21 protein-coding genes and 1 pseudogene are annotated in these 23,716 nt (G+C 65.1%); 8 read left to right on the top strand and 14 right to left on the bottom strand.

Translation table 11 applies throughout. The features are described from left to right. Nucleotides 1–530 precede the first annotated feature (530 nt). The gene (kce, locus tag ACT535_RS17840) at nt 531–1,463 is read left to right on the top strand and encodes a 3,5-dioxohexanoate:acetyl-CoA acetone transferase (RefSeq protein ID WP_476365442.1); all 933 of its coding nucleotides are present in this window, start codon (nt 531–533) and stop codon (nt 1,461–1,463) included. 37 nt (nt 1,464–1,500) lie between these two features. Then, nucleotides 1,501–2,703, top strand: coding sequence for an ABC transporter substrate-binding protein (locus ACT535_RS17835; RefSeq protein ID WP_168462580.1), 1,203 nt, complete (start codon nt 1,501–1,503; stop codon nt 2,701–2,703). Nucleotides 2,704–2,767: 64 nt separating this feature from the next. Here ACT535_RS17835 and ACT535_RS17830 read toward each other — a convergent pair whose 3' ends face one another. The 10 genes and pseudogenes from ACT535_RS17830 to ACT535_RS17785 form a co-directional block, all read right to left on the bottom strand. Beyond that, nucleotides 2,768–2,929 carry a hypothetical protein gene (locus tag ACT535_RS17830; RefSeq protein WP_476365441.1) on the bottom strand — a complete coding sequence of 54 codons (162 nt, stop codon included), beginning with the start codon at nt 2,927–2,929 and terminating at the stop codon, nt 2,768–2,770. Nucleotides 2,930–3,078: 149 nt separating this feature from the next. Continuing rightward, nucleotides 3,079–4,749: pseudogene (locus tag ACT535_RS17825) on the bottom strand (dihydroxyacetone kinase subunit DhaK). Between the two features lie 168 nt (nt 4,750–4,917). Continuing rightward, nucleotides 4,918–5,856, bottom strand: coding sequence for a PDR/VanB family oxidoreductase (locus ACT535_RS17820; RefSeq protein ID WP_476365440.1), 939 nt, complete (start codon nt 5,854–5,856; stop codon nt 4,918–4,920). Beyond that, a complete protein-coding gene (locus ACT535_RS17815; protein ID WP_476365460.1) occupies nt 5,857–6,273 on the bottom strand; it encodes an MOSC domain-containing protein in 417 nt (138 codons plus the stop codon). 214 nt (nt 6,274–6,487) lie between these two features. Continuing rightward, nucleotides 6,488–7,816, bottom strand: coding sequence for an MFS transporter (locus ACT535_RS17810; protein WP_168459280.1), 1,329 nt, complete (start codon nt 7,814–7,816; stop codon nt 6,488–6,490). Nucleotides 7,817–7,921: 105 nt separating this feature from the next. Beyond that, nucleotides 7,922–8,275, bottom strand: coding sequence for a RidA family protein (locus ACT535_RS17805; protein ID WP_476365439.1), 354 nt, complete (start codon nt 8,273–8,275; stop codon nt 7,922–7,924). Then, nucleotides 8,272–8,916 carry a DsbA family protein gene (locus ACT535_RS17800; protein WP_476365438.1) on the bottom strand — a complete coding sequence of 215 codons (645 nt, stop codon included), beginning with the start codon at nt 8,914–8,916 and terminating at the stop codon, nt 8,272–8,274. The genes ACT535_RS17805 and ACT535_RS17800 overlap by 4 nt, the downstream gene beginning before the upstream one ends. A gap of 24 nt (nt 8,917–8,940) precedes the next feature. Further along, the gene (locus tag ACT535_RS17795) at nt 8,941–9,798 is read right to left on the bottom strand and encodes an ABC transporter permease (protein ID WP_476365437.1); all 858 of its coding nucleotides are present in this window, start codon (nt 9,796–9,798) and stop codon (nt 8,941–8,943) included. Then, entirely contained in the window at nt 9,795–10,610 is an 816-nt protein-coding gene (locus ACT535_RS17790; protein ID WP_476365436.1) for an ABC transporter ATP-binding protein, read from the bottom strand. The genes ACT535_RS17795 and ACT535_RS17790 overlap by 4 nt, the downstream gene beginning before the upstream one ends. Next, entirely contained in the window at nt 10,610–11,650 is a 1,041-nt protein-coding gene (locus tag ACT535_RS17785) for an ABC transporter substrate-binding protein (RefSeq protein ID WP_476365435.1), read from the bottom strand. The genes ACT535_RS17790 and ACT535_RS17785 overlap by 1 nt, the downstream gene beginning before the upstream one ends. A gap of 466 nt (nt 11,651–12,116) precedes the next feature. Here ACT535_RS17785 and ACT535_RS17780 point away from each other — a divergent pair, with 466 nt between their 5' ends. Continuing rightward, nucleotides 12,117–12,719, top strand: coding sequence for a cupin domain-containing protein (locus ACT535_RS17780; RefSeq protein WP_168459285.1), 603 nt, complete (start codon nt 12,117–12,119; stop codon nt 12,717–12,719). Nucleotides 12,720–12,922: 203 nt separating this feature from the next. On the opposite strand, the gene ACT535_RS17775 is transcribed toward ACT535_RS17780, so the two are convergent. From ACT535_RS17775 to ACT535_RS17765, 3 genes are all read right to left on the bottom strand, one after another. Then, nucleotides 12,923–15,943: an efflux RND transporter permease subunit gene (locus tag ACT535_RS17775; protein ID WP_476365459.1), complete on the bottom strand. Its 3,021-nt coding sequence runs from the start codon at nt 15,941–15,943 to the stop codon at nt 12,923–12,925. A gap of 72 nt (nt 15,944–16,015) precedes the next feature. After that, nucleotides 16,016–17,137, bottom strand: coding sequence for an efflux RND transporter periplasmic adaptor subunit (locus tag ACT535_RS17770; RefSeq protein WP_476365434.1), 1,122 nt, complete (start codon nt 17,135–17,137; stop codon nt 16,016–16,018). A gap of 74 nt (nt 17,138–17,211) precedes the next feature. Then, a complete protein-coding gene (locus ACT535_RS17765) occupies nt 17,212–18,747 on the bottom strand; it encodes an efflux transporter outer membrane subunit (RefSeq protein ID WP_476365433.1) in 1,536 nt (511 codons plus the stop codon). 119 nt (nt 18,748–18,866) lie between these two features. Between ACT535_RS17765 and ACT535_RS17760 the strand changes: the two genes are divergently transcribed. The 3 genes from ACT535_RS17760 (at nt 18,867) to ACT535_RS17750 (ending at nt 21,121) form a co-directional block, all read left to right on the top strand. Then, nucleotides 18,867–19,514 (top strand): TetR/AcrR family transcriptional regulator, encoded by a 648-nt coding sequence (locus ACT535_RS17760; protein ID WP_476365432.1) that lies wholly within the window; start codon nt 18,867–18,869, stop codon nt 19,512–19,514. Nucleotides 19,515–19,603: 89 nt separating this feature from the next. After that, the gene (locus tag ACT535_RS17755; protein WP_168459290.1) at nt 19,604–20,167 is read left to right on the top strand and encodes a TetR/AcrR family transcriptional regulator; all 564 of its coding nucleotides are present in this window, start codon (nt 19,604–19,606) and stop codon (nt 20,165–20,167) included. A 93-nt stretch (nt 20,168–20,260) separates the two neighbouring features. After that, nucleotides 20,261–21,121 (top strand): SDR family oxidoreductase, encoded by an 861-nt coding sequence (locus ACT535_RS17750; RefSeq protein ID WP_476365431.1) that lies wholly within the window; start codon nt 20,261–20,263, stop codon nt 21,119–21,121. 18 nt (nt 21,122–21,139) lie between these two features. Here ACT535_RS17750 and ACT535_RS17745 read toward each other — a convergent pair whose 3' ends face one another. Beyond that, on the bottom strand, nt 21,140–22,081 hold the full coding sequence (locus tag ACT535_RS17745) for a LysR family transcriptional regulator (RefSeq protein WP_476365430.1): 942 nt from the start codon (nt 22,079–22,081) through the stop codon (nt 21,140–21,142). Nucleotides 22,082–22,192: 111 nt separating this feature from the next. On the opposite strand from ACT535_RS17745, the gene ACT535_RS17740 reads away from it, so the two are divergent. Next, a complete protein-coding gene (locus tag ACT535_RS17740; RefSeq protein ID WP_476365429.1) occupies nt 22,193–22,798 on the top strand; it encodes an FMN-dependent NADH-azoreductase in 606 nt (201 codons plus the stop codon). Nucleotides 22,799–22,876: 78 nt separating this feature from the next. Continuing rightward, on the top strand, nt 22,877–23,668 hold the full coding sequence (locus ACT535_RS17735; RefSeq protein ID WP_476365428.1) for a pirin family protein: 792 nt from the start codon (nt 22,877–22,879) through the stop codon (nt 23,666–23,668). Nucleotides 23,669–23,716 lie beyond the last annotated feature (48 nt).

The raw sequence follows: 23,716 nt of genomic DNA, 5'->3' as shown, positions 1-23,716 counted from the left end.
GGTGCTGGTGATTCAGGGCGTCATCTTCGTGCTCGCCGTCTCGCTCTTCCGCCGCGGCTTCGTCGGCGAGGTGATCGCGGTCTGGGCGCAGATGAGGACGAGGACCGAACGGTGACATCGGGATGCGGCGCTCTCCCTCTTTCCGTGGGCGCCGTGTCGCAAGCGCTTCTTTTTACGAGGCGTTGCAGTCCATTCGATAGCTGACAACTCCTTGGTCCATGTTGGTGTTGCGCTTGTGCTGGAACACAGCGCCGCGACGTGTTTGACAGTCGCAAGATAGTTCAACTATGAAAGTGACATGCCAGTCCGATTGACCGACCTGAACCGGTCGGTCCCATGAGACATTCCACGGCCCACGGCCCATGGCCCTCTACTGACGCGCAGCAATGCATCGAAAGGCATTTCAGCCGTTTCGTTCACGTCGAGGTGAAGCTTCCTCTTCGACGGGCCATCGCGGCACCAGCCGGGTGACAGGAACGAAGGGATGGCCGCCCATGAGAAACAGAGCGACCAAGCTAAGAGGATCCTTCATGAAACGCAGTGAGAAGGTTATTATCACATGCGCGGTTACGGGCTCCATCCATACCCCGGCCATGTCTCCGTATCTGCCCATCACGCCCGACGACATTGTGCGTGAATCGATCGCCGCCGCTGAAGCCGGAGCGGCCATGATTCACCTCCATGCGCGCGATCCGCGAAACGGAAAGCCCTCGCCGGCTCCCGAGCTCTTTGCCGACTTCCTGCCCCGCATCAAGCAGCAATCCGACGCCATATTGAACATCACCACGGGTGGCGGCCTAGGCATGACGCTGGACGAGCGACTGGCTGCAGCGACATGGGCTCAGCCAGAGGTCGCCTCCATGAATATGGGGTCAATGAACTTCAATATCTCCGGCGCACTCGCGAAAATGGACGAGTTCAAATACGACTGGGAGGAGCCCTACCTCGCTTCTACGTCGAATTTTATTCTTTCCAACACGTTCGCTCAGATTGAGCAGGCCATGCGGAAATTGGGCGAGTTCGGCACCAAATTCGAGTTCGAATGCTACGATGTCTCACATCTGTACACGCTGAAGCATTTCGTCGACCGTGGCATTGTACAGTCGCCATTATTTATCCAGTGTATTTTTGGAATTCTCGGCGGCATGGGCGCAGATCCGGAAAACCTTCTGCATATGAAGGCAACAGCCGATCGCCTTTTCGGTGATGGATACTATCTCTCCGTACTGGGTGCAGGCCGCCATCAGATACCATTTGTCACCATGTGTGCGATTCTCGGGGGCAATGTCCGCGTGGGTCTTGAAGACAGCCTCTATGCGGGCAAGGGCCGGCTGGCGGCCTCGAACGCAGAGCAGGTGTTGAAGATCCGGCGCATTCTCGACGAGCTGGGTCTCGAAGTTGCGACGCCCGAGGATGCGCGCCGCATGTTGCAGACGAAGGGCGCCGATAAGGTAAACTTCTGATCTCACAAAAATAATATACACAGAGGGAGGATGCACGATGAAGCTTTTATTCCTTTCCGGACTTGCCATAAGCCTGCTCTGTCCCCTGGAGGCGCAGGCCCAGATTTCGGACGAGAAGATAAAGATCGGGGTCCTGAACGACATGTCGGGCCCGTATGCGGAATCGACGGGGATGGGGTCGGTCGAGGCTGTCCGCATGGCCGTCGAGGAGTTTGCAGGCAAGGTTGCCGGCCGGCCCATCGAAGTCATATTCGCGGACCATCAGAACAAGCCTGACGTGGCTTCTGCGATTGCCAACAAGTGGATCGACACGGAACAGGTCGATGTGATCGTCGACGTGCCCAATTCGGCAGCTGCCCTGGCGGTACAGGATATTACCCGGCGCAAGGAGAGGGTGCTGCTTGTCTCCGGTGGCGGGACCGCACAGTTGACGGGCGCATCGTGCTCACCGACCACCGCCCAATGGACCTATGACACCTATGCCCTGTCCCAGGGAATGGGCACTGCCGGCATGAAGCTCCTGGGCGACACCTGGTATTTTCTAACCGTGGATTACGCCTTCGGTCAGGCGCTAGAAAAAGACCTGTCAGTGGTGCTCAAGGCCAACGGCGGGAAGGTTCTCGGCTCCGCCCGCCACCCGCTGAACGCCTCGGACTTCTCCTCGTACCTGCTTCAGGCCCAGGGGTCGAAAGCCAAAGTCATCGCGCTCGCAAATGCAGGAGCCGATACCGCGAATGCCCTGAAGCAGGCGCAGGAGTTCGGAGTTCCACAAGGCGGGCAGACCCTCGCGAGCCTGCTGATATTCCCATCGGATATTCAGGCACTGGGCTTGAAGTCCGCCCAGGATCTCGTGTTCATGGACGGCTGGAATCCGGATCTCAACGATCAGAGCCGAGCTTTTGCCAAGGCGTTCATGGCGCGCAGCGGGCGTCTGCCCAGCATGATCCAGGTGGGCAGCTATTCGGCGGTTCGTCATTACCTCAAGGCCGTTGAAGCCCTCAAGTCCGATGCGGCGGAACCTGTCATGCAGAAGATGCGCGAGTTGCCGGTCAATGATGCCTTCACCGGCAACGGGAAGTTGCGGGTGGATGGCCGGATGGTTCATGACATGTATCTGATGCAGGTCAAGAAGCCCTCAGAGTCGTCGGGTTCGGGCGACTATGCCAAGCTCCTTACGATCATCCCCGGAGATCAAGCATTTCGCCCACTCGATCGCGGAGGTTGCCCGCTTGTGCGATAAGCACGTATCCGCATTCGCGGCCGACAGGGACGTGTGAATCGGCATGGAAGGTTTCCGTGCCGATTCACACCTTGGCGTCCTGCCGCGGCACGGTCATCCAGATCTCGATTTCCTCCGGCTCCGTGAGGATTATCGGCATTGCCTTCGGGTGGATGCTAGCGACCGGCTCACTCGGATCCGTGGTGAAATAGCAGAAGAGATCCATGGTCTCGATGCCCGTCTTCATCTCGCGGACGCAGGTCCAGACCAGCCGTCAAGATCCCGGCGAAGAATGCGAGCAGTAGCTCCTCCGAGAACGTGAACCAGATATCGCCGCTCACCGACAAGACCAACTGTAGCTTCCCAGCGCCGGGAAGCCTCTAGGGAGGCCGACACTCAGGCCTGCCGCGCCAGCGCCTCGAACACGCGGGCGACCGCCTCCGCGCCGGGGTCCACCACCCCGGCGAGGTCGGTGCCCGACAGGTAGCTGGACCGGCCGACACGGGCCGCCGTCATCGCTGCGGTAGCGTCCGCCCCGGCCCGCGCTGCACGGGCGGCGGCCGCAAGCGTTTGCCCCTCCGCCAGCGCCGCGATCGCTGGGCTGAGCGCATCGATCATGGTGCGGTCGCCGAGCTTCGCTCCACCGTAGTGGCTCATCCGCCCGACCCCGGCGTCGAGCGCCGCGGCAACGCCGGAGCCCTGCCTGAGGGCCACCCCGGCGGCCGCTGCAAAGATAGAGAGCAGCACGCCGCTCGATCCGCCCATCACCCGCGACAGACGCTCTGCGATGGCCTCGCACAGGGCGGCGGGATCGGCGAGAGGCAGGAGATCGAGATCGTCCTAAACCTTGCGGGCGGCGGCGGCGAAGGTGGAACCCGTGTCGCCGTCGCCGACTCGGGCGTCGAGCGCATCCAGCTGCGGCTGGGCGGCGATCAGCGTCGCGCTGACGGCGCGCAGCAGGGCACGGGTCGCCGGATCCTCCGACGGCGTCGCCGCGGGCCCGGCAAGCCGGGCCGAAGGCGCAACCACCGCGATCGGCCCCGGCGCGCGGGCCTCTGGCCAAGCGGGCACATCGACCGGAGCGGTCAGCCAGGCGCGCCTGACATCGTCGAGCGGAAGGAACGACAGTGAGAAGCCACGCATGTCCAGCGCTGTCACGGCACCCGCGGGGCCCAGAACCAGCGCGATGCGCGCCCCGATGGGGCTCTTCAGCACCTCGCGCAGAACAATGGAGAGTTCCAGGGCCGGGACACCGCCGAGATTGTTGACCAGCAGCGCGAGCTGGGGCGCCTGATGCACGTCGGTTCCGAAACGGGAGATCATGTCGGCCACAAGTTGTGCCGCGCCGGGCAGCACGATGCGCTCCAGCCCCGGCTCGCCATGGATGCCGAGGCCGAGTTCGGCGTGCCCGTCCTCCATGCGTTCCTCGGAGGGTCGCCCGGGAATGCTGCAGGTGCTCGTCGCCACCCCGAGCGACTTCACCGCCCCCGCCGCGTCAGCGGCCCGGCGTCGCACCTCGGCGAGCGGCAGTCCGGCGGCGGCGGCGTGTCCCGCGGCCTTGTGGACGAAGATGGTGCCGGCGATGCCGCGCGGACGGGGATTGTCCGGCAGGGCGATGTCGTCCCCAACGATCACCATCTCCACGTCCAGCCCAAGGGTCCGCGCGCGCTCGGCGGCGAGGCCGAAGTTGAGCCGGTCGCCGCCGTAGTTCTTGACGATCAGCAGGCAGCCCGCCGGTCCCGTCACCGCGAGGATGGCCGCAAGCACCGCATCCACCGTGGGCGAAGCGAAGATGTCGCCGCAGACGGCGGCATCCAGCAGCCCTTCGCCGACGAATCCGGCATGGGCCGGCTCGTGCCCCGATCCCCCGCCGGAGATGACCGCAACCCGGTCGGCCGGCCGATCGGTCCGCAGCACGACCTTGATCTCGGGATAGCCATCGAGCCGGGCCAGCCGGCCGCCAGATCCCAGGACGAGGCCATCGATGGCGTCGGCGACCAGCGTTTCGGAGGAGTTGTAGAAATGCTTATTCACGGCAGTCCGTCCTCGCGTTCCCGCAGGGACCATAGCCGCGTCGGCGCCGGTATCACCAGCGCCACCGTCAACAAGGATGGCGCGCGCAACCTGTGGATGGCATGCCTTTCGGGACAGGCAGGACCATAGGCCATTGTTGTAGGAGATCGTTGCCTGATCCGGGCTCCGCCGCCGGGAGGTCGGTCACCCTCCTGCCCGAGATCATAAGTCCAAGACCAGGCGCGGGCTCGCCGAGAGCGCGACGCAGGCCAGGAGACTTCTCCGGCGTTCTTCGGGGCTTAGGGCGCGGTCGCGGTGCAGGGGCTCGCCCTCGATCCAATCGACCTTGCAGAGCCCGCAAATGCCGCCGCAGCAGGAACTGGGAATGGAGATGCCGACTGCCGTCAGCGTGTCCAGCATGCTGGCACCCGCCTCCATCTCGATTTCAGCACCCGAGCGGGCGAGGACGAGCGTGTAAGGCCGGGCCTCTGGGGGAGCCACCAGCGGAGGCGGGACGAAGCGCTCCACATGGACGAGGTGCTCCGGCCAGTCGGCGGTAGCGGCCTCGAATGCGGCGATCAGGCTTTCCGGGCCGCAGCAGGAAACCGACTGCGTGGCATCGCCGGAAAGGAGGGGGCCGAGCGCCGGGCGGCAACCGGTGCTGGTGTCGTGAAGCTCGGCGACGCCCGCTGTCACCAGGGGGGCCAGCCGGTCGGCGAGCGGCGGCGGGCCGCGTGAGATGACATGGAGGCGGAAGTCGGTCCGTCCCGCGCGCAGCAGCGCCGCCGACGCCGAGAGAAAGGGCGTCACCCCGATGCCGCCTGCGATGAAGATCTGCGATTCAAGGGCCAATGAGAGGCCACCGCGTGGCAGGCCGACGCCGATCTCGTCGCCCGCCTTCAGGCTTTCGCAGAGAAAGCGGGAGCCGCCACGCCCGGCCGGCTCGTGCTTCACCGCGATCACGTAGCTGTCCTTCTCGGCGGGATCGTTGACGAGGGAATAGGTCCGCACGAGTCCATCTGGCAGGTAGAGGTCAAGGTGCGCGCCCGGGCGGAAGGGCGGCAGGTCCCAACCCTCCGGATCCTGCAGTACGAACGAGACCACGTCGCCGCCCGCATCGCTGCGGGCCGCGACCACGGTTCGGATGCGACGCGGCGCCATCTAGAGACTCCGCACCGTGTCGCCGACCCGCACCACGCCGCCCGCGAGAATGCGGCAGTTCAGGCCCGAGCGGTTGATGAGCGGGTCGAAGATGGCCTTCCCGGTGATCTCCTCGATATGGCGGCAGGGGATGGACAGGCGCGTCGCTTCCAGCACGGTCTCGCCCAGGCGGAAGCGGCGGCCGACGAGGTGGTTGAGCGGCACGCCCTCCACGGTCACGTTGCGCCGGTGCTCCTCCGGGCCGAGCACGATGCCGCAGTCGCGCTTCAGTGCCTCCAGCGTCTCCAGTTCGAACAAGGTGACCTGCCGCCCGTCCTCGGGACGGTCTGAGTAGAACCCTTCCTCGCGGCCGATCATGTAGCGGTCGCCCTCGATGCCAAGGCCGGCGACCAGCGTGATCTCGGGCATGGAGCGCATGGGCAGGAAGGCCCGCGGGGTGATGTGGAGGAAGCGAACGACGCCGGTGAAGGCGATGTTTTTGGCAAGCGGTCCCTTGGCGGGTCCTTCCGCGGGAAAGGTAACGTCGAGATCGCGAACGATCATGGGAATCTCCTGGCAATGATCTTGATGCTGATCTTGGAGTGGCGGTTCGGGAGCCGGCTACGGGCGGCCGGCTCCGTATCCGAGCAGGTCAGGTGAGCTCCTTGCCCGCCGTCTCGGGGGCGGCCCAGGTGGCGATGGCGGTGACGAGCGCCGTGCAGACGAGGAACAGCGAGACCGGCCAGGTTGCTCCGCCGCTCCACGCCATCAGCGAGGCGGCGACCACCGGGGTCAGGCCGCCGGAAATGGCGGCGCCGATCTGAAAGCCGAGCGAGGCGCCGCTGTAGCGCAGGCGGGCCGAGAACAGCTCCGAGTAGAACGGCGCACCCACCCCGAACATGACCATCTGCCCGAAGGAGATGGCGACGATGACGGTGAGCGAGACGATCACGGGATCGCGCGTTTCCAGCAGCGCGAACATGGGAAAGGCGAAACCGGCGCAGAACAGGCAGCTCAGGAAGAACATGGTCCTGCGCCCGACTTTGTCCGACAGCCAGCCGAACATGGGGATCGAGAACAGCGCCACGAAGGAGGAGAGCATCACGCCGTTAAGGATGGTGGAGCGTGCCATGCCGAGGTGCTGGGTGGCGTAGGACAGGATGAACACCGCGGCGATGGAGGCGTAGGAGATTTCCGCGACTTTCAGGCCCACCGCGGTGAAGAAGGTCTTCTTGTGGTCGCGGAACACCTCGGCCACCGGCATGCGCGCCACGTCCTGCTTCGCCTTCACCTGCCGGAATGCCGGCGTCTCATGCAGTTTGAGGCGGATGAACAGACCGACGCCGATGAGCACGATGGAGATGAGGAAGGGGATGCGCCAAGCCCAGCCCAGGAAGTCCTGCTCTGGCAACTGCGAGGCCAGAGCGAACACGCCCAGGGCTGCGAGATTGCCGATGGGATTGCCGACCTGCACCATGGAACCGAGGAAGCCGCGCTTTTCCTTCGGCGCGTTCTCCACCACCATCAGCACGGCGCCACCCCACTCGCCGCCAATGCCGATGCCCTGCACGAAACGCAGCAGCACAAGGAGAACGGGTGCCGCGATGCCTATTTGCTCGTAGGTCGGCAGGAGGCCGATGGCAAAGGTGCCGAACCCCATGATGATGATGGTGATGGACAGCATGGCCTTGCGGCCGAGCTTGTCGCCGTAATGGCCGAAGATGGCTGCGCCCAGGGGCCGCGCCAGATAGCCAACGGCATAGGTGCCGAAGGCGGCGATGGTGCCGATGGCTGGGTCCTGCATGGGGAAGAACAGCTTGTTGAAGACCAGGGCCGTTGCCACCGCGTAGATGAGGAAATCGTACCATTCGACGGCGGTGCCGATGACCGATGACCAAACGATCTGGCGCATTTCCGAAGCCTTGAGGGCTGGGGAGGGGAAGGACAGGTCGCTCGGGACTGCGTGTTCCGTCAAAGCCATGTGAGTATCCCCGCTGGAAGTGTGGAAGATTGGGGCGCACGCTCCCCCGTTCCTCCCGGCTTCTGTCGTCCGGGCGGCTGGACTTCATCGGGTCTTGGGCAGCGGTCAGGTGGTGGGCAGGGCTGCAATGCAGCCGATTTCCACCTTGATGCCAGGATGGGCGAGCCTGCTTTCCACGCAGGCCCGCGCCGGGGCCGCGCCGGGCGGCACCCAGGCATCCCACACAGTGTTGAAGGCGGCAAAATCGCCGATGGCGGGCAACCAGACGTTCGCGGTGAGGATGCGCGCCTTGCCGGTGCCGGCCGCGGCCAGGATGGCGTCGATCTTGGCCAGCACCTGGCGGGCCTGATCCTCGACCCCGGTCGTCAGATCATCCGGAACCTGGCCCGAGACGAAGACGAAGCCTCCGAAGACGGTGGCGGCGGAAAGGCGGGGTCCGACCCCGATGCGGCCGATCACGACGCCACCTTCAGGCCCGGCAGCACCGCCGGCTTGCCGAGCGCGCGGGCGATGGTGCTATCCAGCATGTCGAGCCGGTCCTGCCCCCAGAAAGCTTCGCCCCGGAAGACGTAGAAGGGCGCGCCGAACATGCCGTTGGCGATGCCCTCGTCCGTGTTGCGGTAGTATTGTTCCGCCGCCTCCTTGGTCTTCGAGCGGGCGAGGATGGCCTCGCCGTCGAGGCCGAGGCCGGACGCGATGGCGACGAGGGTCGCCGCGTCCTCGATGTCCTTCTCCTCCACCCATAGCGCGGTCATGATCGCGTGGACGAGATCGTGCGCCGGGATGTCCATCTGCATTGCGGCGATGGCAAAGCGTGAGGGAATCTCCACCGATTGCGTCATGTGCTTCGGCTCGAGAGTGATGGGCATGCCGAGGATGTCGCGGAAGCGGCGCATCTCCAGGAGGCGGTAGTCGCGTCGCTCCTTGGAGCGCAGCGGCAGCTTGATGCCGCCGGTCCGGGCGTACACGGCGCCGATGTCCACGGGATAGTAATTGATGGGCAGGCCATGGCGTTCGCCCATGGCTTTCAGGCGGGGGTTTCCGAAATAGGCCCAGTCCGAGTTGATCCAGAAGTAATAATCGATGGCATCGGCTGTCATTTCGGGTCTCCGGAGGTCTTTATTTCAGCGTTCGTTGAACTGGGGCGACCAGCGCAGCAGGCGGCGCTCCAGCCGTTCGGCCAGCGAGACGAGGGCGATGCCCACGAGCCCCAGCACGGTGATGGCGGCGAACATCTCGTTGGCGTTGAGCGTCGAGAGGGAGGACACGATCAGGTAGCCCATGCCCGTCGTGGTGCCGACGAACTCGGCGATCACCACGCCCACCAGAGAGAAGGAGATGGCGTTGGGCAAAGCGGCGAAGGTCCAGGCGAGCGCGCTGGGCACCCTGACGCTCCACAGGACCTGCCGGGGCGAGGCCCCGAGCGTCTGGCAGAACTGGAGGATGTGCTTCTCCACCGACAGGGAGCCCTTGAAGGTGTTGAAGAAGATGAGGAAGAACACAACGAACCAGACCGTCACCACCTTAGCCAGCAGGCCGAGGCCGAACATCATGGTGATGAGCGGGACCATGGCAATGCGCGGCAACGAGTTGAAGCAGACGATGAAGGGGTTCAGCGTCTTCGCCAGCACCGGGTTCTGGCTGAGGATCAGGCCGGCCGCGAAGCCGGTCACGCCCGCCACCGCGAGCCCGAGCAACGTCGCCGCGAGCGTCGATGCGAGGTGAGGCACGAGGAAGCCCGCTTGGGCGCCGAACGTCCAGGCCCACAGTTGCTCGGCGATCAGCGAGGGCCGGGAGATGAAGAACGGATCGAGGAAGGTATTCTTCATCAAATAAGGCACGCGGGTCAGCCCTTCCCACAGACCGAGAATGAGGGCCAGGAGCGCGAGCTGGTAGAGCCGTACGCGGGTGCTCTCCCCGAGGGAGAAGCGTCGGGCCGGGGGCGTGAGGGGCGCCGAGAGGCTTCGCGTCGTGTCGGTCATGCTGCGGCTCCGATCACCGCCTGAGTGCCGTCGGGCGTGCGCTGATATTCGCGGCCCAGCACTGACCAGATGGCCTTGAGGTGCTGCCCGAAGGCGTCGGTCTCGCGCACGGCATAGGGATCGCGCGGATGGGGGATATCCACCCGGTGGTCGAGCAGCACACGGCTCGGCGGGCCGGAGAGCACGATCACTCGGTCGGCCAGTGCCACCGCCTCGTCGAGGTCATGGGTGACCATGACAATGGTCTGCCCCAGCTGCCGCCAGATCTCGTGCAGCTCGCGGTGGAGATTGATCTTGGTGTGGCTGTCGAGGGCACCGAACGGCTCATCCAGCAGCAGGACGCGCGGGTCGCAGGCGAGCGTCATGAGAAGTGCCGTGCGCTGCCGCATTCCGCCGGAGATTTGATAGGGAAAATAGGCCGCATAGGGTTCGAGATTGGCGAGCCGGAGCAGGCTTCTGACCCGCTCCGCGACGCGCACGGGGGATTGGCGCGCAAAGCGCAGGCCGAGCCCCACGTTCTGCTCCACCGTGAGCCACGGCAGGACCGTGTCCTTCTGGAACAGGTAGCCGAGGCCCGCCGGTACGGTGCCGGGCATCACCTGCGCACCGTCCACGGTGATGGCGCCGGCGGTCGCCGGCTGAAAGCCGGCGATCATGTTGAGAAGCGTGCTCTTGCCGCATCCGGAGGGCCCGACGATGCACACGAACTCGCCCTGCGCGATTTCGAGGGAGACGTTGCCGATGGCCGTGTGGCGCGTCCCGCGCGATGCATAGGTCTTCTCGACGCCGTCGAGCCGGATCATAGTGCGCATCAGGCTTTCCCCCGCGCCTTGAGGACGAAGGAATTGTCCACGAGATCGGCGAACTTGGCCCGCGCGGCCAGATCGGCGGTAGGATACATGCGCCCGTCGCCCATCACCGAGATGAGGTCCGCATAGGCGGCGGGCGTGTAGGTATTGTCGAAGTTCCAGGTGGACTTGAACCGCTTCGCCCCACTGACCAAGGCGGCCAAGGGCGTGGACGGCAGGAAGTCGGCCTTCACCAACTCGGCGATCTCCTCCGGAGACGCGCCCTTCACCCAGTCCGTGCCCTTCACCAGGCCGTCCACCAGCTTCTGGACCTCGGCGCGCTTCTCCTCCAGCGTGTCCTTGAGCACGTAGACGCCGACGCCAGGCAGGTCGCCCTTGAACGCGGAGTTCCAGTTGGCATCGTCATAGGCACGGAAGATGGGCATGCCCCATCCTTCGGCCTCAGCGGCGTCGAGCATGGAGAAGGAGGCGATGCAGCCGTCCACCGAGCCAGCCTTGACCGCCCCGAGCATGGTGGTGAAGTCGCCCAGCGGGCGGAAATCCACCTTGCCCTTCAGCCCCGCCGCCTCGGTGATGGCGACGCCGAGCAGCCAGGTGAGCGACTGGGGCTGGGTGACGCCGATCTTCCTGCCGGCGAGATCCTTCACGCTGCGCACGCCGGCGTCGTAGGCGGCCTTGCTGACGAGGATGTTGGCGAGCGCCGGGCGCCGCTCGAAGGAGCAAACCAGGACGGAGGGCTTTCCGGCCATGGTGAGGGCGATGGAATCGCTCGATCCCGTGCAGGCGGCGAAGATCTGGCCGGCGGAGAGCATCTGCTTGGTGCGCGGACCGCTCTGCGAGTTGAGATGCTCCACATCGAGCCCGGCGGCGCTGAAATATCCCTTTTTCAGCGCCGCATAGATGGGCGCGTAGCTGACATCGAGGCTCGCCACGCCAAAGGTCACGGACGGCGCGGCCCGCAGCCTGCCCGGCAGCAAGGCCATGCCTGCGCCCGCCGCAGCGGCTCCCAGCAGCGAGCGGCGGGTGATGTTGAGATGGGCCATGTGGATCCCCTGTGGTCTGGTTGGCCGTATCGGGCGTGCTGCTCGCCGGCCTCTTGGTCTTGGGTCAGCCGCGAGGCTGGAGGCTGGACGGGGCCGGCTTTGGATCCTGGCGGGTCCATGCCGCGCTCAGTTGCAATCAACTCGCAAATCCAAACAAGTTTACTGTTGGAAATCAATAGCCCTCTTTCGAGGCTGATTCGGCTCGCGCCCTCGAAATGGGCAGAAAAGGGCTCAAAGAGAGTTTTTGCGGGCCAAAGTGCGCTCCATGCCGTGATTTTCGGCGGCGGGAGGGTAAAATTTCCTCAGTCAGTGTGTTTACTGCTGGATTTATAGGTGTCACTCCGATATTCCCAATCGGGAATAACTTTTCAGCCCGACGCCCATTGGGCGCGGGATTGCATCAGCCCTTGAGAGCGCGTTTAAGGTGGGCTGTAGCCCCTTCATGCGGCGGGAAGCGGAGACGGGTGTGCTGGACGTTTCAAAGTCCGATCGGCTGGGAGCGAATCTGAAGAAGCTGCGCGTCGAGCGGGGGCTCACGCTCGATCGGCTGGCATCCCTCAGTGAGCTGACGCGCGGCTATCTCTCCCTCGTCGAGCGGGGGTTGAAGACGCCGTCCATTGCCGCGCTGCTGCGCCTCGCGTCCGCGCTTGATGTCCACGTGGCGCAGCTGTTCGATCTGAATGCCGTCCCTGCTCCGCACTACACGCTGCAGCGTGCGACGGACGTGGCGCAGGGCGAAGCCGGCGTTGCGGGTCTTTTGCCGCTTGCCTCCGGCCGCGCGCGGAAGGCCATGGAGCCCTTCCTGATCCACCCTCCCATGGCCGGCGACAAGAAGGCCCGACCCATCCACTGGGCGCATCACGGGGGCGAGGAAATGGTATTCGTGGTCTCGGGCAGCATCACCGTGAAGCTGGGCACCGAGGAACTGCTGATGGAAAAGGGGGACTGCCTCTATTTCTCCGGCGAGGAGCGCCACGATCTGCGCAGCGTCGGGACCAGTCGGGCGGAGGTCTTGGTGGTCGTATCCGTGGGCGTCGATACTGCCGCCCCAGCGCCGGTCGAGGGCTGATCTCGATCAAGCCCCCGTACGAACACCGGAGGCCGCATTCCAGGCGGCGCGCTGTCCGGAGGCAAAGAGCATCGCTCAATAGCGAAAGCCCATAGAGATGGGGACGGCGAGCGCTCCGACACCATCTCCATGGGTGTGCCGATTCTCCGGCGCCGGCTCGACGGGATGCTGGGCCGATATCAGCCGAGCGCTTCCGCCGGTGCCTATTGGGCGGCGGCCGGAGCAGCGGCCCCCTCAGCTTCCTCGCGGCGGTGGGTCTGGCCCATCAAGACATAAGCCGTGGGCACCACATAGAGGGTGAACAGCGTTCCGATGGCGAGGCCGGTGGCGATGACGAGGCCGAGGTTGAAGCGCGAGGCCGCGCCCGCGCCGGACGCGAAGATCAGCGGCACGACGCCCAGCACCATCGCCGCCGTCGTCATCAGGATGGGCCGCAGGCGGAGCGTCGCCGCCTCGATGATGGCCTCGCGCTTGGACTTGCCCTCGAGTTGCAGCTCGTTCGCCACCTCCAGCATCAGGATGCCATGCTTGCTGATGAGACCCATGAGCGTGGTGAGGCCCACCTGGGTATAGATGTTGATGCTGGCCCCGCCGATGCCGACGCTGATGAACAGCAGCGCCCCGGCGAGCGACATCGGCACCGACAGCAGGATCACCACCGGGTCGCGGAAGCTGTTGAACAGCGCGGCCAGCGACAGGAAGATCACGATCAGCGCGAAGGCGAAGGTCGTGACGAAACCGCCGCTCTCCTGCACATATTGCCGTGAGGCGCCGCCAAAATCGAGCGTGTAGCCCGTCGGCAGGGTGCGCTTGGCGAGATCCTTCAGCGCCGTGATGGCTTCGCCCGTGGTCACCCCGGGCGCAACCACGCCGGCAATGGTGGCGGCATTCACCTGCTGGAAGTGGTTGAGGGATTCGGGCACGGTTTTGGTCTCGATGCGTGCCACCGTCGACAGCGGGATCATGGTCCCGTCGCTCATGCGCATGTAATAGTCGAGCACCTGGTCCGTATTGAGCCGTGCCTCCTGCTTCACCTGCGGGATGACCTTGTAGGAGCGCCCGTCCAGGCTGAAATAGTTCACATAGCCGCCCCCCAGCAGCGAGGAGAGGGCGCCCCCCACATCGCTCATGGAGAGGCCGAGGAGCGAGGTCTTCTCCCGGTCGATGACAATGGAGGCCTGCGGCTGGTCTATCTTGAGATCGTTGTTGAGGAAGATGAACAGGCCGGTGTCGAGTGCCTCCTGCATGAACTTCGCAGCCACCTCGTTGAGCTTGTCGAACCCATCCGAGGTGCCGATCACGATCTGCATGGGCAGGCCGTTCGAGCCGGGTAGAGGCGATGTCTGGAAGGCGACGATCTTCTGGCCGGCGATGGCGTTCAGCTCCTGCTGGATCATCGGCTGAAGGGTCTTGGTGGTCGCCTTGCGCTCATCCCAGGGCTTCAGCACCCAGCCGGCGATGCTGGTGCCGGTGCTCTCCACTTGGAACACCGTCTCGGTCTCGGGATGCTTGGCGAAGGTCTCGTAGGTCTGCCGGTTGTAGAGCAGCTTCTGCTGCAGGGTCGCATTGGGAGCGGAAATGCTCTGGGCGAGGATGATGCCCTGATCTTCCTCGGGCGCCAATTCGCTCTGCGCCGTGCCGTATAGCCAGTAGACGCTGCAAAGCACGAGGCCGGCGAACACGGCGGTGACAGGCATGTAATTGAGCGCGCCCCTCAGCGAGCGGGAATAGGCGGCCGTGATCCTGCCCATCACCCGGTCCACAGCCAGCACCATGCGGGATTCGAGATCCCCGCCCGCATGGTCCACCGGCTTCAGCATGTAGGCAGACATCATCGGCGTCAGCGTCAGCGCCACAACGGCCGAGATGGTCACCGCCCCCACCAGCGTGAAGGCGAACTCGGTGAACAGCGCACCCGTAAGCCCGCCCTGGAACCCGATGGGCACATAGACCGCGATCAGCACCACGGTCATGGCGATGATCGGATTGGCGAGCTGCCGCGCAGAGGCGAAGGCGGCCTGACGCGCGCTCATGCCCTCTTCCATGTGGTGATTGACGCTCTCCACCACGATGATGGCGTCGTCCACCACGAGGCCGATGGCGAGCACGAGGGCCAGCAGCGTGAGCAGATTGATGCTGAAGCCGAAGGCCAGCATCATCAGGAAGGTGCCGATCAGCGACAGCGGGATCGCGATGACTGGAATGAGCACCGAGCGCCAGGAGCCGAGGAAGGCGAACACCACCAGGGTCACGATGGCGAGCGCCTCCACCAGCGTGTGGATCACTTCCTCGATGGAGGAATTCACGAAGGCGGAGGAATCGTAGATCACCCCCATGGAGAGGCCAGTGGGCAGCTGGCTCTCGATGTCCGGCAGCACCGCACGCACGCCCTTGATGACATCAAGCAGATTGGCGGTGGGGGCGATCTGGATGCCGATGTAGACGGACTCCCGCCCGTCGAACATGGTGGCGGACTCATAATCATCGGCGCCGAGGGTGACGTTGGCCACGTCCTTCAGACGCACGATGGCGCCGTTCGCCTCCTTGACGATGAGGTTCCTGAACTCCTCCACATTGTGCAGGCTGGTGGAGGCGGTGAGGTTCACCTGCACCATCTGGCCCTTGGTGTTGCCGAGGCTCGCGATGTAGTCGTTGCGGGTGAGCGCGGTGGAGACCTCCGAGGCGGTCACGCCATAGGCCGCGAGGCGGATGGGATCGAGCCAGGCGCGCATGGCGAAAGTCTTGCTGCCGAGCAGTTCTGCCGTCTGCACCCCCTGCACCGCCTGCAGCTTCGGCTGCACCACGCGGATCAGGTAATCGGTGATCTGGTTACCGGCGATGGCGTCGCTGCGGAAGCCGATATACATGGCATCGATGGTCTGTCCCACCTTCACCGTCAACACCGGCTGCTGGGTTCCGGAGGGCAACTGGTTAAGGACCGAATTGACCTTGGTATTGATCTCGGTGAGCGCCTTGCCGGTATCGTAATTGAGCCTGAGGTTGGCGGTGATCGTGCTGGTGCCGGTGGTGCTGGTGGAGGTCATGTAGTCGATGCCGTTCGCCTGGGCGATGGCATTTTCCAGCGGCGTCGTGATGAAGCCCGCCACCACGTCCGGATCGGCGCCGGGATAGGTGGTCGAGACGGTCACGATGGCATTCTGCGTGCGCGGATATTGCAAGATGGGCATGGAACTCATGGCGCGCAGGCCGAGCACCAGGATCATCAGGCTGACCACGATCGCCAGTACCGGCCGGCGGATGAAGATGTCGGTGAAGGATGACACGGGCGCCTCCGTTCAGCGATCGACGATGGAGGGAGCGGGGTCGTTCGTCGGCAGCACCGCATTGTTCACGCTGACCAGGGACCCGTTGTGCAGCTTCATTTGCCCGGCGGCGACGATCTGGTCGCCCGCCTTGATGCCCGAGAGGATGGCGATCTGGTCGCCACGCGTCGCGCCCGTCTTCACAAACACCTGCCGCACGCCGAGGCCCGTGGCTGACCCGTCCTTCTTCTCCACCACGAAGACGATGTCGCCGTAGGGGTTGGCCGTGATGGCCGTCTGGGGCACGGTCACGAACGAGTCCGGTGTTCCCACAGCGACCTCGACCGTGGCGAACATGCCGGGAGTGAGGCGGTGGTCGTCGTTCCTGAACTCGGCGCGCAGTTGCACGTTGCGAGAGGTGACGTCCACCTTGGGGCTGATGGCCGTCACCGTGCCTTCGAAGGCCTGGCCGGGATAGGTGTCCACCGTGGCCTTCACCGTCTGCCCGGCCTTCACTTCAGCGAGGGCCTGCTGGGGCAGGTAGAAGTCAATGAAGATGGGGTTGAGGGACTGGAGCGTCACCACGGTCGTGCCTGCGCTCACATACTGGCCAAGATCCACGGAGCGGATGCCGAGGCGGCCGGAGAAGGGCGCCTTCAGCGTCTTCTTGTCCACTACGGCCTGCTGCTCGGCCACCTGGGCCAGCGCTTTCTTGAGGTTGGCGGTGTCGCTGTCGATGGTCGCCTGGCTCACCGCGTGGATCTTCAGCTGTTCCTGGTCGCGGTTGAGGATGATGGCGCTGACATCCGCCGTCGCCTTCAGGGCGGCGAGGTTGGCCACCTCCTGCTCGTCGCGTAGCTGAAGGAGGACCTGTCCCTCGCGCACTTCGTCACCGGACTTGAAATTGATCTTGGCAACCGTGCCGGAGCTTTCCAGCGCAAGGTCGGCGCCCGCCTCGGCGCGGACGCTGCCCACCGCGTTGACGGTGGACTGCCAGGGCGCGAGGGCAGCCACCGTGGTGGCGACGGTCTGTGGCGGATCGCGCAGCGAGGCCAGCGCCTGCTTGATCATGCTCGCCTTGAAGAGCTGGAAACCGTAGAGCGCCCCGAAAACCAGGGCGACGGCGGCCAGCATGATGATCATTCGTTTCTTCATCTGAAGTCTCTTCTTGCGGCTGCGGCGCAGGGGGGCGTTTTGAGGGCGCGCTCGCGAGGGGCGTTGCAGCCCTCTCAGTGGTCCTGGAAATAGCCGGCGTTGGTGCGGGGCTCGGACTGGGCGGTCTGGTCCACCCGGTTCCACCAGCCGCCCCCCAATGCCTGGAAGAGCGCCGCGGTATCGGTGAAGCGGGCGGCCTGCGCCTTCACACGCGCCACCACCGCTTGCTGGAAATTCTGCTCGGCGGTGAGCACTGAGGGATAGGTGACCGCGCCGGCGAGATATTGGGTGCGGGAGATCTTCACGCTCTCCTGCGCTGCCTTCTCGTAGGCGAGTTGGGCCTTCAGCGTGCTGGCATCGGCCTCGATGGCGCGAAGCGAATCCGCCACGTCGCGGAAGGCGGTGATGACCGTGCTCTTGTATTGCGCCAACGCCTGCTCGTTGCTCGCGACGGCGGATTCCTTGTCGTGGTAGAGCGTCCCGCCGTCGAACACCGTCTGGGCGACGCTGCCGGCGATGCTCCATGCCGCCGTGCCGGGAGAGAACAGGCTGTCCGGGGTAAGGCCGGCCCGGCCGTAGCTACCCGAGAGCTGAACCTGCGGCAGCATGTTGGCCACATTCACACCGACCGTGGCGGTGGCCTTGTGGAGGCTGGCCTCTGCGGCGCCGATGTCGGGTCGCTGGCGCACCAGAGCGGACGGAACGCTGACCGGAAGATCGCGCGGCAAGGTGAGGCTGGCGAGGGTCACATGCTCGCCCCGGTCCTGGCTCGGGAGGCGGCCGAGATAGGCCATGAGCTGGTTGCGCTGCTGGGCGAGCTGCTTCTGCAGCGGCGGAAGCGTGGCCTGTGTCTGGGCGAGGTTGGACTGCTGGGAGAGCACGTCCGACTGCGCCACCGCGCCCAGCTCGAACTGGCGCTGGACCAGCTTGAGCTGTTCCTGCTCCGACTTGATGATGTCGTTGGTCGCCTCGATCTGCGCGCGCAGGGAAGCGTCGGTGATGGCCGCCGTCACCACATTGGCGGTGAGGCTGAGATAGGTCGCTTCCAGCTGGAAGCGCTGGTAGTCGGCCTGCGCCTCCAGAGCCTCGACATTCCGGCGAGTGCCGCCCCACACGTCGAGCACATAGCTGACGCTGACCGAGGCATTGTAGAGATTGTAGGGACTGGTGTTTCCGCTCTCGCCCTGGTTCGCCAGCGAGGTGACCTGCCGCGTGGCGCTGCCGTTTGCCGACACCTGCGGAAACAGGGCGCCTTCCCCCGCCAGCGCATTTTCGCGTGCCGCCCGCAGCGCCGCCTGGGCGGCGGCGATGTCCGGATGGTTGCGGATGGCCTCCGCGACGAAGGCATCGATCTGCTTGTTCCGGAACACCCGCCACCAGTCGCCGGGGAGATCGCGCCCCCGAAGAAAGACCTGGCTGCTTCCGCCATGGACGTCGGCCGAAGTGGTGGGACGCGGCGTGCCCTCGGGGAGGTAGCCGCTGACGCGCGGAGCATCGGGCGCCTCGAATTCCGGCCCCACCATGCAGCCGTTCATGAGCAGCAGGGAGGCGGCGACGACGCCTCCCTTGAGGCGGGGCGCGAGCCGGGAAAGGGCAGAGAGGTCTCGCATGGGTGGCGGCATCCCGGATAAGAAATCTGAACCGAACCGTTCAGTTCGGCCTACGGGTAAGGCCAGATAAATCGTGAGTCAATATGGACTGAACCGTACAGTTCGATTAAGTTGAAGGCATGTCGGAATGCAACGCTTCATCCCTTGTGTCGCATGAGTCGAGCAGCCTGAGGCCCAAGGCCCGGGAGGCCCTCAAGGCGGCCCGCGCCGTGTTCCTGGACGCCGGCTACGACGGCGCCACCATGGATGCGATCGCGCGCGTCGGCGCTCTGTCGAAGGCAACTCTGTATGCGCACTTTTCCAACAAGGCCGCCCTTTTCGAGGAGTTGATCCGGGTCGAGTGCCGGGCGGTGAACGCCGACCTTTACAGGCCCGACCCGAAGAGCGACGCCGTCTCGAAGGAATTGCACAAGGTGGCGACCAATTATCGCCGCATCTTCGCGCATCGGGAGGGGCTCGACATCTTTCGTATCCTGATCCCGGTCGCGCCCAGGTTTCCCCGTCTCGCTCAGGTTTTTTATGATGAAGGGCCAGGTGCCGCGATCCACCAGATCGCGGCCTATCTGGGCGCGCTGGGCGACGTTGGCCGCCTGCGAATTCCCGATGCCGAACTGGCGGCGCACCAGTTTCTCGCGCTCGTCACAGAGGACATCAAGCTGTCCGGGGCCCTTGGGTTCCCCTCCCCGAGCAGTCGCGCGGCCGATCGCCTGATCGAGAGCGGCATCGCTATGTTCCTCGACTTTTACAAGGCGGAGCCGAAGCCTTGAGCGACCGAACCATGTATGGATGGAACAGGACGTCGGCTTGCGAACAGGGGTAAGCCGATTTTGAGGCGCCGCTGGGGGAAGAAACGGCCTTGCGCAAGGATGCTCTGGAGAACAGAAGGCGCCTGATCGAAGCGGCCCGGACCACCATGCGGGAGCAGGGACATGATGTTCCGCTCGAACTGATCGCGGAACGCGCGGGGATTACACGAGGGACGCTCTACCGGAACTTCGTGGACCGCGCCGATCTGTTCAAGGCTGTCCTTGATGACGAAATTTCGGCCTTGAAAAACGAAATCCGGACGGACGGCTCTCTCGGCATCTTCGTGGTCATGCGTCGGCTGATCGAAGTGAGCGACCTCTATCACGCCTACGCCTCGTCCCTGCAGGGCACCGCCGACCCAGCCGAGGCCTGCTCGCCGGCCGACCTGCTGCGAGATGTCATCAGCATCCCTCTTGCCGCGGCAAGAGCCGATGGCGTCGTCCGACCGACGCTGACAGAGGCTGAGGTCCTCCTGGCTTGCCGCATGGTGGCGTTCGGCTGGCGCCTGGATGGCGCGGAGAGCCGGGCGGAGGCCATCGAAAAGAGGCTTCGTCTGGTGGTCATGGGCTTCGGCACCGATCGGGAAACCGAGGGGCTCGCCAAGCCAGCATGACCGCTACATGAACCTCTTGCGCTCGCGATATCCGTACACCATTGTACGAAAATAAACGTACACATACGTACGCTTGTCTCGCGGGAGATGTTCATGTTCGCAGTCACCGGCGCCACCGGCCAGCTGGGCCGCAAGGCTGTCGCCAGCCTAATCAAGAGGGTCCCGGCTTCCGACATCGTCGCCCTCGTGCGCGATCCTGCGAAGGCCGGAGACCTCGGGGTCGAGGTCCGGGCCGCCGACTACCTCGTGCCTTCGACGCTGGATGACGCCCTCCGGGGCATCGACACGCTCCTGCTGATTTCCTCGAACGGAATGCAGACGCGCCAGCAGGAGCATGCCAACGTCATCGCAGCCGCAAAGAAGGCCGGGGTCCACCGCCTCGTCTATACGAGCCTGCTCCACGCCGACCGATGGTCCCACTGGTTTGCCGGCGACCATGTCGAGACGGAGCGGCAGATCAAGGCCTCCGGCCTCGCCTTCACCATCCTGCGCAATGGCTGGTACTGGGAAAACCACACGATCTCGATTCCGCCGTCCCTGCCGTATTCCGCCATGGTGGGCAGCGCCGGAGAGGGGCTCATCTCCTGGGCCTCGCGCCAGGATTTCGCCGAGGCCGCGGCGGCAGTCATGACCAGCCCGGGACATGAGAGCCAGACCCACGAACTCGCCGGCGACAAGGCCTACCGGCTTGATGACCTCGCCTCGGAAGTCGCCCGCCAGAGCGGCAAGCCGTTCAGCTATCGCAACCTGACGCAGGCGGAGCACGCGGCCGTTCTCGCCCAAGCCGGCCTGCCGCCAGAGGTTGCGGGCCTGATCGCCGAAGTCGAGGCGAAGGACGTCTCCACCGGCGTCCTGCACGACGATGGTGGCGTTCTGGCCCGCCTCATCGGCCGCCCCACGACCACGATCGTGGACGCCGTCGCCGAGGCTCTCGCCGGCCTGCCCCGCGGCTGAGAAACAAGACGCCGCAGGTCAATCCCCGGCCGACCCTGCGCGCCGGTCCGCGACTTCTCTGCAGGCGTGTGCCCCCTGCGCCTTCAACTGCTCGATCAGCCACCGGCCTGCGGGTCCGGGGGGCTGGTCGGCGCGATAGAAGGCGGACATTGCCATGCGCGTGGTGAGGTCGTTTTCCTCGGGTTCGAGCTGGACGAGCCGCCCGGCGTCCAGATCATCCTGCACCGCGTGCACGGGCATGCCGCCCCATCCGACGCCCTGCTTCAGGAACGCATGCTTGGCTCCGAGGTCGGATATTCGCCACGTCTTTTCCGACATCACCCGGAAGTCCTTGCCTTCGGTCAGCTTTGAGCGGTCGCTGAGCACGAGCTGCAGGTGCTTTGCGAACGCGCGCGCCGGGATCGGGCCGCCGTACTGCGCGAGTGGGTGCTGGGGGGCGGCGAACATTCGGTATTCGATGCCGAGGATGCGCTCCGAGCGCAGGTCCGGATGGGTGGCCGCCAAGGGCCCGCGGACGCCGAAATCGAAGCCGCCATCGAGCACCGGCTCGATCACGGCACCCATCCCCTCCACCGCCACACGCAGCGGCGTATCGGGGAACTGGACCTGGAACGCGCTGACAGCGGCCGCGAGGATGTTCGAGGGGAACATCACGTTGATGACCACGGCCAGCGCCGGCTCAAGACCGGAGGACAACCCCCTCGCCTGGGCTTTCAACTGGTCCATACCCGAGACCACTTCCCGCGCTTTCTGCAGCAGGGCACGGCCTTCCGCCGTCAGCTGCGGGTAGCGGCCTTCACGGCTGAACAGGCGAACGGCAAGCTGCGTCTCGAGAGTGGCGATGGCCTGGCTCACAACGGACTGCGCCCGCCCAATGCGCCGCCCGGCGGCGGAAAAGCTGCCGGTGTCGGCCGCGGCAATGAATGTGCGCAACTGGTCGAGCGAAAGCGCATCGAGCATCCATCTGCTCCATCGATACTAATCATCGAATTTTATAGGCTACGCGGATAAGCGGCGGAAGCGTACCGAATCTCCCACGCGCAGCATTCTGCTGCCCCGTGGAGAGACCCCATGAAGATCCTGCATGTGGATTCGAGCATCCTGTCGGAAGGCTCCATCAGCCGTCAGCTCACCGCCGAGATCGTCGCGACACTGAAGCAGGCGGCGCCGGGCGCCACCGTCACCCATATCGACCTTGCCGCCGCGCCTCTGACCCACCTGACCGCCGCTCACCTCGGCGCGGCGCAGGGCGCTCCGGTGCCTCCAGCCCTTGAGGCGGACGTGGCAGCCAGCAAGGGCGCGCTCGCGGACTTTCTCGCCAGCGACGTCATCGTCATCGGTGCGCCCATGTACAATTTCTCCGTTCCGTCCCAGCTGAAGGCCTGGATGGATCGTCTGGCGGTGGCCGGCGTGACCTTCCGCTATTCGGAAAAGGGGCTGGAAGGCCTTGCCGGCGGCAAGAAGCTGATCGTCGCCTCGACCCGTGGCGGCGTGTTCAGCGCCGGCACCCCCATGGCGGCTCTGGACCATCAGGAAAGCTATCTCACCGCCTTCTTCGGCTTCCTTGGCATCACCGACGTGTCCTTCGTGCGCGCCGAGGGCGTGGCCATGGGGCCTGAGGCGAAAGCGAACGCGGTGGATGCCGCGATCCGGCAGGCGCACGCCCTCGCGGCGTGACGCGGACCCGACGCAGAGCAACCAAAGGAGGAGCCAGTGTCAGCGTTCTCTGCGCCGTTGAGCGGTGTCCGTCATGGGATGTCCAGCCTCTCCATGGTGCATTTCGACGTGGATCAGCTGGACCCCGGCGGCTCCCCGATCCGCCTGCTCGACGACTTCCGCGTGTCGGGAAGCCCTTTCGGGCCGCACCCGCACGCGGGCTTCTCCGCCCTCACCTATCTCTTCGAGGATTCGGAAGGCGCACTGCGCAGTAGGGATTCGCTGGGCAACGATCTCGTGGTCGGCGCGGGCGGGCTCGTCTGGCTCCAGTCCGGGCGTGGCGTCCTACACGAAGAGACGCCGCAGGACGCGGGCCGCGCGCTGCACGGCGCGCAGATCTATGTGAACCTGCGTGCCGAGAACAAGTCACTACCGCCCCAAACCTTCTGGCTGCAGGGGGGCGACGTGCCGCGATGGAGCGACGATCGTGGCAACGTGGTGAGCGTCCTCGTGGGGACGTATCGGAACGTCGCATCGCCGCTCCTCCCCGCCGAGCCCTTCCGATTCCTCGACCTCGCCATCCGTACCGAGCTGGAGCTGGATCTCGTGCCGGCCGACTGCACCCTGCTCTATGCCCGTAACGCCGTGACGGTCCAATCCGGATGCGAGACGCTCGATCTCGGCGCCGGGCAAGTCATCTCGGTTTCGGGCAGCGATGTCGTCCGCCTCTCCGCACAGGAAGCCGCGCGCGTGCTCGTGCTGTCCGGCGCCCCCATCGAAGAGCCCTGCCATGCGGAGGGGCCGTTCATTCTCAACCACCCGCACGAGGTCCAGGACGCGATCTCCCGCTATCGACGCGGCGAGATGGGATCGCTCCAGCGCCGGTCGTGAGAGCGAGTTAAGCTTGGTGCCGGGCAGAACGTCTACATCTAGTCTTCC

The organism is Xanthobacter sp. DMC12 (genome assembly GCF_056314105.1).
The sequence above is the reverse complement of the archived record's forward strand: the minus strand, read 5'-3'. Positions and strand labels throughout refer to the sequence as shown.